Raw genomic sequence first — 14,166 nt, 5'->3', positions numbered from 1 at the left:
GAGCAATTATGCAGCAAAATGCGCCATGGGCGTTGATTACGGGAGCTTCCGGCGAGATCGGGCAGGCGATTGCCTCCTGCCTGGCTGACGTGGGAGTTCCCCTCTATCTTCATTATCATCAAGCCGAATTAAAACTGGATTCACTCCTACATAAGTGTCACTCATTAGGGGTGCCTGCCTGCAAGCTGCAAGCAGATTTACGAGATCCACAGCAGATTGCTGGCATGTTTAATGCTATGCCAATAGCACCTCTGTTGATCGTGAACAACGCTTCGGTCGATCACGTCGGACTTTTTTCCGATGTCTCGGTAGACATGTTTGACGAAATGATCAATCTCAATGTGCGCTCTTCATTTTTGGTGAGTCAGGCAGCATTACCTGCAATGCTGCGTGAGAGGTACGGGCGTATTGTCAATATTTCTTCGATTTGGGGTATGACAGGCGGTTCTTGTGAAGTGCTTTATTCCTTGTCAAAGGGAGCGATCAACACATTTACCAAAGCCTTGGCCAAAGAGCTTGCACCGAACGGCATCACGGTAAATGCAGTAGCTCCGGGCGCCATAGAGGGCGGAATGATGCAAAAATTTTCGTCTGAAGAGCTGGCCATGATCGCCGAAGAAATCCCTGCCAATCGTTTGGGACGACCAGAAGAAGTAGCTGCCGTCGTGCGATTTCTTTTGACACGAGAAGCGAGCTATGTAACCGGCCAAATTATTAGTCCAAATGGTGGTTGGTATACGTAACAGCAAAAGCATGAATAATTTAGGTGAAAAGATGGAAATCTACCTTTTGTGTGGGCAGCAAACCTGTTCGCAACGTACAAAAGGAGGGATTTTCGCTATGTCGATTCTTGACAATTTTCGCGACTGGAAAGAATTTCTCGGAGATCGCGTAGAACAAGCGAAACAGGCTGGGATGGAAAGTGAAACATTACAAAACGTTGCCTACCAAATTGGCGGCTATCTGGCTGAGCAAGTAGACCCGAAAAACGATCAGGAGCGTCTGTTGAAGCAGCTCTGGGACGCGGGCGATCAGCAGCAGCAGCAAGCTTTGGCATCGCTCATGGTGAAGCTTGTTCAGAATCCCGGTGAAGTAAGCCGTGGCAATTAGGCTTTGAAATCCCCTTCTTTTGGGGATTTTTCTTTTCGCGATTGTCGATTGTTCGGAACATGTTATACTACATAAGAAGAGAATTTTGGGTGGCGGAGAGGATTGCATATGGAAGCAAAAAAAGAATGGTATATGGAGTACGAAATTGCCCGTAACCGTCCTGGTCTTTTAGGGGACGTAGCTTCTATTCTGGGTATGTTGAACATAAACATCGTCACGATTAACGGTGTAGATACGATGCGCCGGGGCATGCTGCTTTTGACGGATGATGATGAAAAAGTTGAGGTTTTGCGCAACGTTGTGCAAAAGATGGACAACATAACCATAACGAGGCTGCGTCCGCCCACGATGCTCGATCGACTGGCAGTTCGCCATGGTCGTTACATCGAACGCGACAGCGAAGACAAGAAGACGTTTCGCTTCGTTCGTGATGAGCTGGGCTTGCTCGTTGACTTTATGGCGGAAATTCTCAAAAGAGAAGGGCACCAGCTGATCGGAATCCGGGGAATGCCTCGTGTAGGAAAAACGGAATCTATGATTGCTGCCAGTGTTTCGGCCAATAAAAGGTGGACGTTTATTTCGTCAACGCTATTGCGGCAAACGGTCCGCAGTTCATTAGCCATTGATGAATTGTCCGATGATCATGTATATTTGATTGATGGAATTGTTTCTACTATGCGGTCAACCGAGAAGCACTACACCTTGCTCCGGGAGATCATGAACTTTCCTGCCGCGAAAATTATTGAGCATCCCGATATTTTTGTAAGGGAATCAGAGTATGAGTTATCTGATTTTCATTACATTATCGAGCTGCGCCATCATCCAGACGAAGAAATTACATACGAGTTAATCAACAATCGCGGCTTTGATAATTTTGACATGAATTAAGGAGGGGCAGCTGTGTCTGAGCTAGGTCAAGTGCTACAAAGAGCCCGCGAGGAAAAAGGAATCTCGCTCGACGACATCCAACGAATCACCAAGATACAGCGGCGATATTTGGAAGCCATTGAAAGGGGGCATTTTCATGTACTTCCTGGCCACTTTTACGCGCGTGCATTTATAAAAAGCTATGCAGAGGCTGTAGGTCTCGATCCGAATCACATCATGAGTCATTTTCAGTCGGATCTGCCTTCACAGCCACCTACTGAGCAAGTGGAGAGACTGCGCAGACGTCGAGTAGCTTCGGCTAATAATCCGCTGCAAGGAGGCCGGTGGGTAACCAAAACCCTGCTGGTACTTTTTATTGCATTGATCATTGGAGTAATTTACATCGCTTTTGTAAATAGCAACGGAGAAATGACCGCACCATCTTTGCCAGGTGGAACCGTGAACCCCGGAGCCGAAATCACTACTCCTGGTCAAGCTGGCAGTGGTGCAACTCCGGCTCCGCCTGTCCAAACTCCACCGCCAACCGGCACACCAACAACTCCAGATCCGGGGATAGCACCACCGGAAACCACTCCTGAAACTCCTCAGGCGACTATCACTTTTGAGTCCCAGCAAGGCTCTATCTACAACTACTCCGTGCAAGGCGGCGACAAAGTGACTGTTCATCTCAAGGTGAAATCGGACAGAAGCTGGTACGGTGTATCGGCAGGACAAGGGAAGAAGTACGTAGCAGAAGGTGAGCTAAAGGTCGGAGCTACGGAAGAAAAAACGATTGAGCTCGGAAAAACAGCTTATGTTCGTCTTGGTAATCCGACCGCTTTGGAAATGACGGTAAATGGTGTAGCAGTTGATATGACGAAATTAAAGTTCAAACCGTCCAATATCAACTTCAAAATAAAAGAAACGGTTACACAATAGGCAAGCGCTAAGCTTGCCTTTCGTACTTTTGTCACTTTTGACACTTCCTTTAGGCTTATATTATACTGAGTAGGTGTAATATGGGCTGGTGTGACCAATTGGAGGAAAAAAGATGGCAGAGAAGGTAGGCACGCGAGAAAAAGTAGCGATTGTTACGCTGGGCTGTGAAAAGAATCTGGTCGATTCTGACATGATGGCCCATCTGATAGATGAAAAAGGCTATGAACTGGTTGATAATCCAGACGAAGCAACCGTGGTCATCGTCAATACCTGTGGATTCATCGACGCTGCTAAAGAAGAATCGGTAAACAAGATTCTCGATATGGCCGAACTGAAGGAATCCGGAAAGCTAAAATCGCTAGTGGTGGCAGGCTGTCTAACCCAACGTTACAAAGAGGATATCTTGAGTGAGATTCCTGAGGTGGATGGTATTGTCGGAACGGGCGATTTTATGTCCATTACAGGGATCATTGAGGAATCGCTAGAAGGAAAGCGTCCGATTTTTGTAGGGAATCCTATTTTTACGTACGAAGATGTAGTGAAACGGAAAGTAAAATCTGGCACGTACTCGGCGTACATTAAAATTGCTGAGGGCTGTGACAATGCATGTACGTTTTGCAGTATTCCGCTTATGCGTGGAGGCTTTCGCAGCCGTACGATCGAATCGATTGTGGAAGAAGCACATCACCTGGCCGAGCAAGGGATTGTGGAAATCAGCTTGATCGCACAGGATTCGACAAATTATGGTACGGACATTTATGATGGAAAGCTGATGCTTCCTGAGCTGTTGAATCGCTTGGCTGAGGTTGAGAGAATTCAATGGATACGTTTGCATTATGCTTATCCAGGCTTCTTTACAGAAGAACTGATCCATACATTTGCGACGAATCCAAAAGTCTGCAAGTACATCGATATGCCGCTGCAGCACTCGGAGGATCAGATTTTGAAAAGAATGCGACGTCCAGGTCGCCAAACAGATATCCGTGAGCTAGTGGCGAAAATTCGTGCGCAAGTGCCTGATGTTGCATTGCGTACCTCTTTGATCGTAGGGTTCCCAGGTGAAACCGACGAAGACTTTGAGCGTCTTTCCGAGTTTGTCAAAGATATTCGCTTCGACCGCTTGGGTGTATTTACGTATTCCAATGAAGATGACACTCCGGCATCCCGTCTGCCAGATCACGTAGATGAGGAACTGAAGGAGAAGCGTGCGAATATCTTGATGGAAATTCAGCGCAAGGTTGCTGATGAGCGCAATGGCCGATTTGTCGGTCAGGTTTTGGATGTGCTGATTGAGCGATACGAAGGTCGTAATGATATTTACGTAGGGCGTACACAGTACGATGCACCTGAAATCGATGGCGAAGTGTTTGTCTCCGGTTTCAAAGGAGAATTAGGTTCCATGGTGAAAGTAAAGATTACGCACTCCTATGAGTACGATTTAGCTGGGGAGGTAGTCTAGGTGAATCTCGCCAACCGTATCACCCTCGCTAGGATTTTCCTGGTGCCAGTAGTTATGTTTTTTCTGCTGGTGAAATACAACATCGGGACGTTTTCCATTGGCAGCCTGACGATGACCTATAACGAGCTGATTGCGGCTTTGGTGTTTATCCTGGCAGCCAGTACGGACGGACTCGACGGTTATATCGCGCGCAAAAGGAAAATCGTAACGAACTTGGGCAAGTTTCTCGATCCGCTCGCGGATAAGCTATTGATTTCTGCGGCTCTGATTTCGTTGGTGGAAATGCAGCGTTTGGAAGCATGGATTGCCATCGTCATCATCAGCAGGGAGTTTGCGGTGACAGGTCTACGGTTGGTTGCAGCGGCAGAAGGACAGGTTATTGCCGCTAGCGCACTGGGTAAACTGAAGACATGGGTACAGATTGTTGCCGTTACAGCAGTAATGATTCGCAACTTTCCATTTGCCTTCTTCGGTATCCCATTTGACGAGGTTGCCATTTGGGCAATGGTCCTCATCACGATTTACTCCGGATACGACTATTTTTCGAAGAACCGCAACGTTATCCAATACTCGTAAATGCGGGTATTGGTCTCTTTTTTCACAAGAGGCTTCTCTAGAACGGTTATCGGTGGTAAACTGTTAGTTTAGAGGCTTTTCTACTCTCTAAGAGAATGGATGAGGAATATGAGAGCGGAGATTATTGCGGTGGGGACCGAGCTTTTGTTAGGTCAAATCGCCAATACAAACGCCCAGTTTCTTTCACAGAAGCTGGCGGATATTGGCGTGGGAGTTTATTTTCATACCGTAGTGGGGGATAACACAGAGCGGTTACTCCAAGTCATTCGTCTCGCGGCAAGTCGATCCGATCTCGTCATTTTTACTGGTGGACTTGGACCAACACAAGATGATTTGACAAAGGAATCGGTAGCAGAGCACGTAGGAGTTGGCTTGCAAACGAATCCTGAGGCAATGAAGCGGATTGAAGATTTCTTTTTGCAACGTGGGATTGTCATGACGGAGAACAACCGGAAGCAGGCATTAGTGCTTGCTGGCAGTCATGTCTTCTCCAATGATTTCGGGATGGCGCCTGGCATGGCGATCCGTCATGACAGTAGTACGTTCGTGCTTTTGCCTGGACCGCCAAGTGAACTCTATCCGATGGTTGAGACTCACGTCATGCCGTATCTGATCAGCTTATTGCCAAAGAAGCAGGTGTTTCATTCTCATGTGCTTCGCTTTTACGGTATTGGAGAATCAGCCTTGGAAGAACGATTGCTTGACTTGATCGAGAAGCAAGACAATCCAACGATTGCTCCTTACGCAAAGGAATTTGAAGTAACACTGCGAATCACTGCACGGGCGTCGTCGGCAGAAGAAGGGGAAGCCTTGATTTTGCCTGTTGAAAAGGAAATAAGAGATCGGGTTGGGCAGTATGTGTACGGCATGGGTGAAAGCTCATCGCTGCATGAAGTATTGGTAAACGAGCTCAAACAGCGCGGAGAAACGATTGCTTGTGCTGAAAGCTGTACAGGTGGAACAGTAGCTTCTCTTATTACCTCTGTCTCGGGAAGCTCTGCCGTTTTTGGCGGCGGGATCGTTTGCTATACAAATGCAATCAAGCATCAGGTGTTGGACGTGCCAGAACAGGTGTTACATACGGTTGGTGCGATTAGCGAAGAGACTGCAAAGTTATTGGCAGAAAATGTAAGAGAAAAGCTAGGAACGACGTATGGTGTATCTGTAACAGGTGTGGCAGGACCTGATCCATCCGAAGGAAAGCCGGTTGGGCTGGTCTATGTAGGAATTGCGGCACAAGGAAAACCGACAGTCGTGAAGGAACTACGCCTCGCTGGAAGACGGCATGCGATTGTTGGGCGTGCTGCTAAATTTGCGCTATTTTATGCGCTGCAAATGCAAAAAGAAAGGTGACATTTTATGACGATTTTTTCTGATTTTCCTTTACATAAATCCATTCTTCAAGCGATCCACGACATGGGCTTCGAAGAACCATCGCCGATTCAGGCAGCGTGCATTCCAAAAGTACTGGATGGCGGAGACCTGATTGGACAAGCGCAAACCGGTACAGGCAAAACGGCTGCCTTCGGGATTCCACTTATTGAAAAAGTAACCCCGGCAAACCGCGTGCAAGCCATCGTATTGACGCCTACTCGCGAGCTGGCTATTCAAGTGGCTGGAGAGCTTTTGCGTATTTCCAAATACAACAAAGTACGTACACTGCCGATTTATGGCGGACAATCCATTGGTCACCAGATCCGTGCTCTTCGCCAAGGGGTGCAAGTAGTAGTAGGTACACCAGGGCGCGTTATGGACCACCTGCGCCGTAAAACACTGAAGCTGGAGAATGTACACACGCTGGTGTTGGATGAAGCAGATGAAATGCTCGATATGGGCTTCATTGAGGATATTGAAACAATTATTCAGCATATGCCAGACGAGCGTCAAACCTTGCTTTTCTCCGCGACGATGCCGCCTGAAATCAAGCGCCTTGCTGTTCGTTACATGAAGCAGCCACAAACAGTCGCTGTGAGCCGTGAAGAAGTTACTGCGCCGTTGATTGAACAAGTCTATTACAAAGTATTTGACCGCAATAAAGTGGAGAGCCTCTGCCGCATTCTAGACAGTGAAGATGTGGAGCTGGGAATCATCTTCTGCCGCACCAAGCGCGGTGTAGATGAGCTGTCCGAGGTATTGCAATCTCGCGGATATCTCGCAGACGGCTTGCATGGTGACCTCTCTCAGGCACAGCGTGACAAGGTAATGAATGCATTCCGTGAAGGCTCCATCGAGTTTTTAATCGCGACAGACGTAGCAGCACGTGGTATTGACGTAGGTAACGTTTCTCACGTAATCAACTACGACATTCCACAGGACTCTGAGAGCTATGTTCACCGCATTGGACGTACAGGTCGTGCAGGTCGCAAAGGTATCGCGATGACACTTGTTACTCCACGCGAAGTAAGACAAATGATGTTCATCCAAAAGCAAACAAAAGCGCAAGTACTGTCCAGAAACGTACCTTCTCTGGAAGAGGTAGCAGAGCGCAAGCAGGAGCAGCTGCGTGAGCAATTGACGAGCTTGCTCGAGAGTGATTCCATTGCGGATATGTATCAAAAAGTGGCGGATGCTCTAGTAGGCCAGTATCCTGCTGAAAAAGTAGCGGCAGCAGCCCTGCACCTGGCATTCCATAGTGAAGCCGGTCAAGCTCAAGAATCGGAAGCGTACAACTTTGGAGAGACTGGTGCTGCAAAAGGCATGGTTCGTTTCTTCCTCAATGTTGGCCGCAATGCAAACATGAAGCCACAAGATCTGGTTCGGGAAATTTCTGAATCGGTAGGAATTCCAGGGAAGTCTGTAGGCCGTATTGACATTTTCGAGAACTTTACTTTTGTCGAGGTTCCAGAAGAGGTTGCGGCGTTTGTTTACGAATCCCTGCGCCAGACTCGTATCAATGGAAAACGGATCAATTTGGAGCCAGCCAAGCCTCGTGGGGCGAAGCGCTCTTAATCGGGTCGTCATTCAAACACAGCTACAGCCATTTCGCTGGAAAAACCCAGTAAATGGCTGTTTTTCATCCATGCGAATATTTGTTCGCAAAAAATACTTGGCAAACCCTTCTGTCTCGATGTATGATGAAGACAAGCAAAACAGAAGCGAATGTTGAAAGGGTGTGTACCATTTGTCAGATCGTCGCGCAGCTTTGGAAAGTGCATTGCGTCAGATAGAAAAGCAGTTCGGTAAAGGTTCCATTATGAAGTTGGGGGAAGTATCCAACGTTTCGATTTCAACCTGCTCCAGTGGTGCGTTAGCTCTTGATATCGCACTTGGTGTTGGTGGATTCCCACGTGGACGTGTCGTTGAAATTTACGGACCAGAATCTTCGGGTAAAACAACCGTTGCGCTCCACGCGATCGCAGAAGTGCAAAGACAAGGTGGACAGGCTGCCTTTATCGATGCGGAGCATGCACTTGACCCAGTATATGCTGCCAAGCTCGGTGTGAATATTGATGAATTGCTTCTGTCTCAGCCTGACACAGGTGAGCAAGCATTGGAAATTGCAGAGGCATTGGTGCGCTCTGGTGCAGTAGATATTATCGTAGTTGACTCGGTAGCGGCATTGGTTCCAAAAGCCGAGATCGAGGGCGAGATGGGTGATTCCCACGTAGGTTTGCAGGCTCGCTTGATGTCTCAAGCGCTGCGCAAACTTTCTGGAGCGATTAACAAGTCCAAAACAATCGCCATCTTCATTAACCAGCTTCGTGAAAAAGTTGGAGTTATGTTCGGTAACCCTGAGACGACTCCTGGTGGACGCGCATTGAAGTTCTACGCGAGTGTTCGACTCGACGTACGTAAGGCTGAGTCCATCAAGGTCGGAAACGACATTCTTGGTAGCAAGACGAAGATCAAGGTTGTCAAAAACAAAGTGGCTCCACCGTTCAAGGTCGCAGAAGTGGACATCATGTACGGCGAGGGAATTTCCAGAGAAGGTAGCATCCTCGATATCGGTTCCGAAATCGATGTCGTACAAAAGAGTGGCGCTTGGTACTCCTTTAACGAAGAGCGCCTCGGTCAGGGCCGTGAGAATTCGAAAGTGTTCCTGAAAGAGAACCCTCACATTGCTACGCAAATTGAAACGAAGGTTCGCGAATACTTCAGCCTCAATCCTGGCTCCGTTCCAGAAGCAGAGCCAGTGAATGATCCGGAGCAAGACGAAGAGCCAGCATTTGATCTGGAGTAATCCAGACGAATGGTAGATTCAAATCAACAGCCTGTCGATGAGACAGGCTGTTTTGTTCACGTAAATAGATAGGGAAGGGAGGGAAAAGAGATGAAGAATGGTCAGATTACGTCCGTGCACCGCGACATGAAGCAAAAACAAAGATATCATATTGAGATAAATGATGAGTATGCGTTTACAGTTCATGAAGACATACTGGTAAAGTACAACCTCTTTAAGGGAACCGAAGTGGATGAAGCCTTTTATCATGAAGTACTAGTGGCTGAGGAGAGGCACAAGGCATATTTGGGAGCGCTTCGCTATCTCGGTATTCGGCCAAGAACGAGAAGCCAACTGCAGTCCTATTTGCTAGAGAAAGGGTTTGAACCAAAGGTAGCAGAAGAGGTTTGTCAGCGATGTGTGGAACAAGGATACATAGATGACAAGGCATTCGCGAAGCAATGGGTGGATGAACGGCTACGCTTGAAGCCGCGAAGCCCCTATATGCTGCGTATGGAGTTGCAGCAGAGAGGCGTGGACAGATCGATCGTGGAGGATGCGGTCAGTGGCGTTTCCAAAGAGGCTGAATTAGAAGCCGCCAGATCATTGATAGAGAAAAAAGCACGTCGCCTGCATGGCCCACCTAATCCTGACGAAGAGCGCAAACTATTATCTATGCTCATGCGTAAAGGGTTTTCTCATACCATTGTGCAACAAATTAGAGGAGAATTGCGTCAGAGAGAGGATGAACAAGGGTGACTCTATTTGCATGATCTTGACAATTCTTGTTCACAAATAATAAAATAGGTTTGTATTTACTTGGTGTATCATAACTTTTTTCGATTTGCTCACTCGTTGCCTACAGAACAACTGAAAAACCGTGCATGACATGTGCGGATTCAGCGGACCGAGTATAGTCGGTCTTGTTTTTTAGTCGAATGTTCAAAAGTGAGAGCAAAACGACAGCGGCACTCCATGAAAAACAAATGCTTGGAAAGCGGGGAGATGTCTTACAATAAGGAGGTGAAACGAAAAAGCCTATGGAACCTATACTAACAGTAGTTATTGTGCTCGTCGCCCTGCTTATCGGTTTGGGTGCTGGCTACTTCATTCGCAGATCCATTGCAGAAGCGAAGATCTCTAGTGCAGAAGAAGCTGCACGCCAGATCGTTGAAGAAGCGAAACGGGACGCCGAAGCCGTTAAAAAGGAAAAGGTGCTGGAAGCTAAGGATGAAGTGTTCAAGCTTCGTTCTGAAGCAGAAAACGAGTTGCGTGACAGACGTAACGAGATCCAGCGTCAGGAACGACGAATCCTCCAAAAAGAAGAATCGTTGGACCGCAAGATGGAGCAGTTGGAGCGTAAAGAAGAAGAATTATCAGAGCGCGATCGTTCCATCGCAGAATTGCAAAGCAAGGTAGAGCACTTATATAAAGAACAAGTATCCGAGTTGGAACGCATTTCCGGCTTGACGCAGGATGAAGCGAAAAATATCATTCTGACTGACGTGGAAAACACGGTTCGCCATGAAATGGCTGTGATGATCAAAGAGATCGAGACACAAGCCAAGGAAGAAGCGGACAAGCGTGCTCGCGAGATCATCACGACCTCCATCCAGCGTTGTGCAGCGGATCATGTAGCAGAAACCACGGTTTCTGTTGTAACCTTGCCGAACGACGAGATGAAGGGACGGATTATCGGACGTGAGGGACGAAACATTCGAGCACTGGAGACGCTGACTGGTATCGATCTGATTATTGACGATACTCCTGAAGCAGTTATCCTGTCTGGCTTCGATCCAATTCGTCGAGAAATCGCCAAAACGGCTTTGGATAAACTGGTCGCCGACGGACGCATTCACCCAGCCCGTATTGAGGAAATGGTAGAGAAAGCACGTCGCGAGGTAGATGAACGAATCCGTGAATACGGTGAACAAGCAACGTTTGAAACTGGTGTACATGGACTGCACCCGGATCTGATCAAGATTTTGGGACGCCTGCGCTATCGTACAAGCTACGGTCAAAACGTGTTGAAGCACTCCATGGAGGTTGCCCATCTCGCAGGCTTGATGGCAGCAGAATTAAAAGAAGACGTCAAGCTGGCTAAGCGAGCAGGTCTCCTGCACGATATCGGAAAAGCAATCGACCATGAAGTGGAAGGTTCTCACGTAGAAATTGGCGTGGAACTGGCTAAGAAGTACAATGAACATCATGTGGTTGTAAACAGCATTGCTTCTCATCACGGTGATACCGAACCAACATCCGTCATTGCCATGCTCGTGGGAGCTGCGGACGCTCTGTCTGCTGCACGCCCAGGTGCACGCCGTGAGACATTGGAAACTTATATCAGACGTTTGGAGAAACTGGAAGAAATCTCTGAGTCGTTCGATGGCGTAGAAAAGTCTTATGCGATTCAAGCAGGACGCGAAATTCGCGTGATGGTACAACCTGAAAAGATTGACGATGCGGAAGCTACCCGTCTGGCACGGGAGATCACCAAACGAATTGAAAATGAACTCGACTACCCAGGTCATATTAAGGTAACGGTTATCCGTGAAACGAGGGCAGTTGAGTATGCAAAGTAAAGTGGCTAACAGCCACTTTACTTTTTTTCTACAGGGATGAAGAATGGGGAGCCAGACTGGACATTGTTTGGGCAATCCCATTTAGTTGTGTATACTAGCAATGAGGTGATAGTAAGATGAAGCTTTTGTTTATCGGAGATATTATGGGGTCACCGGGCAGGGAAATTGTAAAAACATATCTGCCCCTTTTAAAAAGAAAATACCAGCCGACCTTTATTGTGGCCAATGGTGAGAATGCAGCACATGGCAGAGGGATTACCGAAAAAATCACCAAGGAGCTTTTCGAAGGTGGCGTACATGCGATCACACTCGGCAATCACACATGGGACCAAAAAGAAATTTTTGATTTCATTGATGATGAACCACGTATGATTCGTCCAGCGAATTATCCGCAAGGGGCACCTGGAAAAGGGATTACATACATTAAACAATCCGAAGGGGAGCTCGCTGTAATTAATCTCATGGGCAGAACGTTTTTACCTCCATTGGATTGTCCGTTTCAAATGGCAGACAAACTCGTAGAGCAAGCGCGAAAGCGGACCAAACTGATTTTCGTTGATTTTCATGCAGAAGCGACGTCCGAGAAGCAGGCGATGGCTTGGTATTTGGATGGCAAGGTAAGCGCAGTAGTAGGAACTCATACGCATGTGCAAACCGCTGACGAGCGAGTGCTGCCAGGGGGAACCGGTTTTTTGTGTGATGTCGGCATGTGTGGACCGAGTAACGGGATTTTAGGGATGGAACGCGAAGCTGTCATTAAAAAGTTTTTGACACAGTTGCCCGTTCGATTTGAAGTAGCTCCCGATCCTGCTCAGCTAAATGCTGTTTTGATCACAATGGACAAGAATACCGGGAATGCGAAAAAATTGGAACGAATCAGAATTGACGTCGACCATCCATTTATGGAATAATAAGATTAGAATTTTTTGAATCTTTCATGCGAGTTAGCAGGAATTTTTAGGGGTTATGCGAATATCATTCTAATGATGACAGGATTCCTATCAGACGGGAGGTTCAAAAGGATGGAAGTATTAAAAGTTTCAGCAAAGTCTAACCCCAATTCCGTTGCTGGTGCCCTTGCTGGCGTTCTACGTGAACGCGGAGCTGCCGAGATTCAAGCCATAGGCGCCGGGGCGCTTAATCAAGCTGTGAAGGCCGTAGCTATCGCACGAGGGTTCGTAGCGCCGAGTGGAGTTGACCTCATTTGTATTCCAGCCTTTACCGACATCGTAATTGATGGAGAAGAGCGAACCGCTATCAAGCTAATCGTAGAGCCCAGATAATAAAATGATTGTTGTTTCGTCTGCCTGTTTGTTCGAAGAATGAACAGGTTTTTTCGTTTGTTTAGATATGATTGTACATAATCAAAACATGCAGGAGTGATGACCATGAGAATATTTGATGCGCATTGCGATGTATTGTGTAAGCTCTGGGACAAGCCGGAGCTTGACTTCTATAAAGAAGACGGAAAGCTACAGGCAGGTTTTCCGGAGCTCGTAAAAGGGAATGTAGATATACAGGTGCTCGCGTGCTTTGTACCCACACATGTACCTTACGGGCGCAGGTTTCATACGGTACTAGAAATGCTTGATATTTTTCATGAGCGGGTAGCTAGCGAGCAATTTCTTCCGATCTACACGAAGTCTGATTTGGACGAGCGCGTATTAAAGGGGCAGAAAGGGGCCATTCTGTTTGTAGAAGGAGCACATGCCCTAGAAGAAAGCTTGGTTCAGCTGCGTACCTGGTACCGCTTGGGTGTACGCGGAATGACTTTGACCTGGAATCACGGGAATGCGCTGGCAGATGGAAGCGGTGAACCGAATCCAGGTGGACTGACGTCATTCGGACGAACAGTAATAGAAGAAATGAATCGGCTAGGGATGATCATTGATGTATCGCATTTAGCAGATCCCGGCTTCTGGGACGTACTGGAGCTGTCTACGGCACCGATCATTGCCTCTCACTCCAATGCGAGAGAAATATGCAACCATCCTCGCAATCTTACAGATGAACAAATCCGGGCACTGATTGCCAATAATGGAGTTATGGGTCTTACGTTTGTAGACTTCTTTACAGTGACTGAAGAGAGAACGGTGTGGATCGATGATTGTCTGCGCCATTTGGATCATGTTTGCGCGCTTGGTGGTGTTGATCATGTGGCATTTGGATCTGATTTTGATGGAATCCCGAGAACGTATGGTGACCTCGCTTCGGCGGCTGGCTACACCCAATTACTGGAGGCAATGCTCAAGCGCTACAAAGAGGCGGAAGTAATGAAATTTGTACACGGAAATTGGTTGCGTGTTTTCGGAAACGTGCTACAATAATACATGAGGATATTAATGTACCAAGTTCAACATTAAAATTCAGGTCAAAAGTAAGTTGAGTAAAAGCACTTGCAATTTCACATGGACAGGACTACAATTGTTACTGTCTATGCACAGAATTGTCACATCTTATCAATCTTTTTCAGA

Annotated in this window: 14 protein-coding genes; all 14 read left to right on the top strand. The window is 47.3% G+C overall.

All coding sequences use genetic code 11. The annotated features are described in order from the left end of the window. Positions 1 to 8 precede the first annotated feature (8 nt). Positions 9 to 743: an elongation factor P 5-aminopentanone reductase gene (ymfI, locus tag SB752_RS18470; protein ID WP_410717064.1), complete on the top strand. Its 735-nt coding sequence runs from the start codon at positions 9 to 11 to the stop codon at positions 741 to 743. A gap of 97 nt (positions 744 to 840) precedes the next feature. Beyond that, entirely contained in the window at positions 841 to 1,110 is a 270-nt protein-coding gene (locus SB752_RS18465; protein ID WP_103106016.1) for a DUF3243 domain-containing protein, read from the top strand. A 108-nt stretch (positions 1,111 to 1,218) separates the two neighbouring features. After that, positions 1,219 to 1,998, top strand: a complete 780-nt coding sequence (locus SB752_RS18460) for a DUF3388 domain-containing protein (protein ID WP_410717063.1) — start codon at positions 1,219 to 1,221, stop codon at positions 1,996 to 1,998. Between the two features lie 12 nt (positions 1,999 to 2,010). After that, entirely contained in the window at positions 2,011 to 2,916 is a 906-nt protein-coding gene (locus SB752_RS18455; protein ID WP_410717062.1) for a helix-turn-helix domain-containing protein, read from the top strand. A 112-nt stretch (positions 2,917 to 3,028) separates the two neighbouring features. Beyond that, a complete protein-coding gene (rimO, locus tag SB752_RS18450; protein WP_410717061.1) occupies positions 3,029 to 4,375 on the top strand; it encodes a 30S ribosomal protein S12 methylthiotransferase RimO in 1,347 nt (448 codons plus the stop codon). After that, positions 4,376 to 4,951, top strand: coding sequence for a CDP-diacylglycerol--glycerol-3-phosphate 3-phosphatidyltransferase (gene pgsA / locus SB752_RS18445; RefSeq protein ID WP_410717060.1), 576 nt, complete (start codon positions 4,376 to 4,378; stop codon positions 4,949 to 4,951). It begins immediately after the preceding gene. 108 nt (positions 4,952 to 5,059) lie between these two features. Further along, a complete protein-coding gene (locus tag SB752_RS18440; RefSeq protein WP_410717059.1) occupies positions 5,060 to 6,304 on the top strand; it encodes a competence/damage-inducible protein A in 1,245 nt (414 codons plus the stop codon). Positions 6,305 to 6,310: 6 nt separating this feature from the next. Beyond that, positions 6,311 to 7,900 carry a DEAD/DEAH box helicase gene (locus SB752_RS18435; RefSeq protein ID WP_410717058.1) on the top strand — a complete coding sequence of 530 codons (1,590 nt, stop codon included), beginning with the start codon at positions 6,311 to 6,313 and terminating at the stop codon, positions 7,898 to 7,900. A 172-nt stretch (positions 7,901 to 8,072) separates the two neighbouring features. After that, positions 8,073 to 9,131, top strand: coding sequence for a recombinase RecA (gene recA, locus SB752_RS18430; RefSeq protein WP_410717057.1), 1,059 nt, complete (start codon positions 8,073 to 8,075; stop codon positions 9,129 to 9,131). A gap of 90 nt (positions 9,132 to 9,221) precedes the next feature. Beyond that, positions 9,222 to 9,869 carry a RecX family transcriptional regulator gene (locus tag SB752_RS18425; RefSeq protein WP_410717056.1) on the top strand — a complete coding sequence of 216 codons (648 nt, stop codon included), beginning with the start codon at positions 9,222 to 9,224 and terminating at the stop codon, positions 9,867 to 9,869. A gap of 281 nt (positions 9,870 to 10,150) precedes the next feature. Then, the gene (rny, locus tag SB752_RS18420) at positions 10,151 to 11,692 is read left to right on the top strand and encodes a ribonuclease Y (protein WP_410717055.1); all 1,542 of its coding nucleotides are present in this window, start codon (positions 10,151 to 10,153) and stop codon (positions 11,690 to 11,692) included. 116 nt (positions 11,693 to 11,808) lie between these two features. After that, positions 11,809 to 12,603, top strand: coding sequence for a TIGR00282 family metallophosphoesterase (locus tag SB752_RS18415; protein WP_410717054.1), 795 nt, complete (start codon positions 11,809 to 11,811; stop codon positions 12,601 to 12,603). A 111-nt stretch (positions 12,604 to 12,714) separates the two neighbouring features. Beyond that, positions 12,715 to 12,975: a stage V sporulation protein SpoVS gene (gene spoVS, locus SB752_RS18410; protein ID WP_003385776.1), complete on the top strand. Its 261-nt coding sequence runs from the start codon at positions 12,715 to 12,717 to the stop codon at positions 12,973 to 12,975. A gap of 105 nt (positions 12,976 to 13,080) precedes the next feature. Next, positions 13,081 to 14,019, top strand: a complete 939-nt coding sequence (locus tag SB752_RS18405; RefSeq protein WP_410717053.1) for a dipeptidase — start codon at positions 13,081 to 13,083, stop codon at positions 14,017 to 14,019. Positions 14,020 to 14,166: the final 147 nt, after the last annotated feature.

Origin of the sequence: Brevibacillus sp. SIMBA_040, assembly GCF_046535075.1 — a bacterium.
GTDB lineage: Bacteria > Bacillota > Bacilli > Brevibacillales > Brevibacillaceae > Brevibacillus.
The sequence above is the reverse complement of the archived record's forward strand: the minus strand, read 5'-3'. Positions and strand labels throughout refer to the sequence as shown.

Coding starts and splice junctions, on each gene's coding strand:
- ymfI (WP_410717064.1), top strand. CDS start 9: ATGCAGCAAAATGCGCCATGGGCGTTGATTACGGGAGCTTCCGGCGAG.
- SB752_RS18465 (WP_103106016.1), top strand. CDS start 841: ATGTCGATTCTTGACAATTTTCGCGACTGGAAAGAATTTCTCGGAGAT.
- SB752_RS18460 (WP_410717063.1), top strand. CDS start 1,219: ATGGAAGCAAAAAAAGAATGGTATATGGAGTACGAAATTGCCCGTAAC.
- rimO (WP_410717061.1), top strand. CDS start 3,029: ATGGCAGAGAAGGTAGGCACGCGAGAAAAAGTAGCGATTGTTACGCTG.
- SB752_RS18440 (WP_410717059.1), top strand. CDS start 5,060: ATGAGAGCGGAGATTATTGCGGTGGGGACCGAGCTTTTGTTAGGTCAA.
- SB752_RS18435 (WP_410717058.1), top strand. CDS start 6,311: ATGACGATTTTTTCTGATTTTCCTTTACATAAATCCATTCTTCAAGCG.
- SB752_RS18425 (WP_410717056.1), top strand. CDS start 9,222: ATGAAGAATGGTCAGATTACGTCCGTGCACCGCGACATGAAGCAAAAA.
- rny (WP_410717055.1), top strand. CDS start 10,151: ATGGAACCTATACTAACAGTAGTTATTGTGCTCGTCGCCCTGCTTATC.
- SB752_RS18415 (WP_410717054.1), top strand. CDS start 11,809: ATGAAGCTTTTGTTTATCGGAGATATTATGGGGTCACCGGGCAGGGAA.
- spoVS (WP_003385776.1), top strand. CDS start 12,715: ATGGAAGTATTAAAAGTTTCAGCAAAGTCTAACCCCAATTCCGTTGCT.
- SB752_RS18405 (WP_410717053.1), top strand. CDS start 13,081: ATGAGAATATTTGATGCGCATTGCGATGTATTGTGTAAGCTCTGGGAC.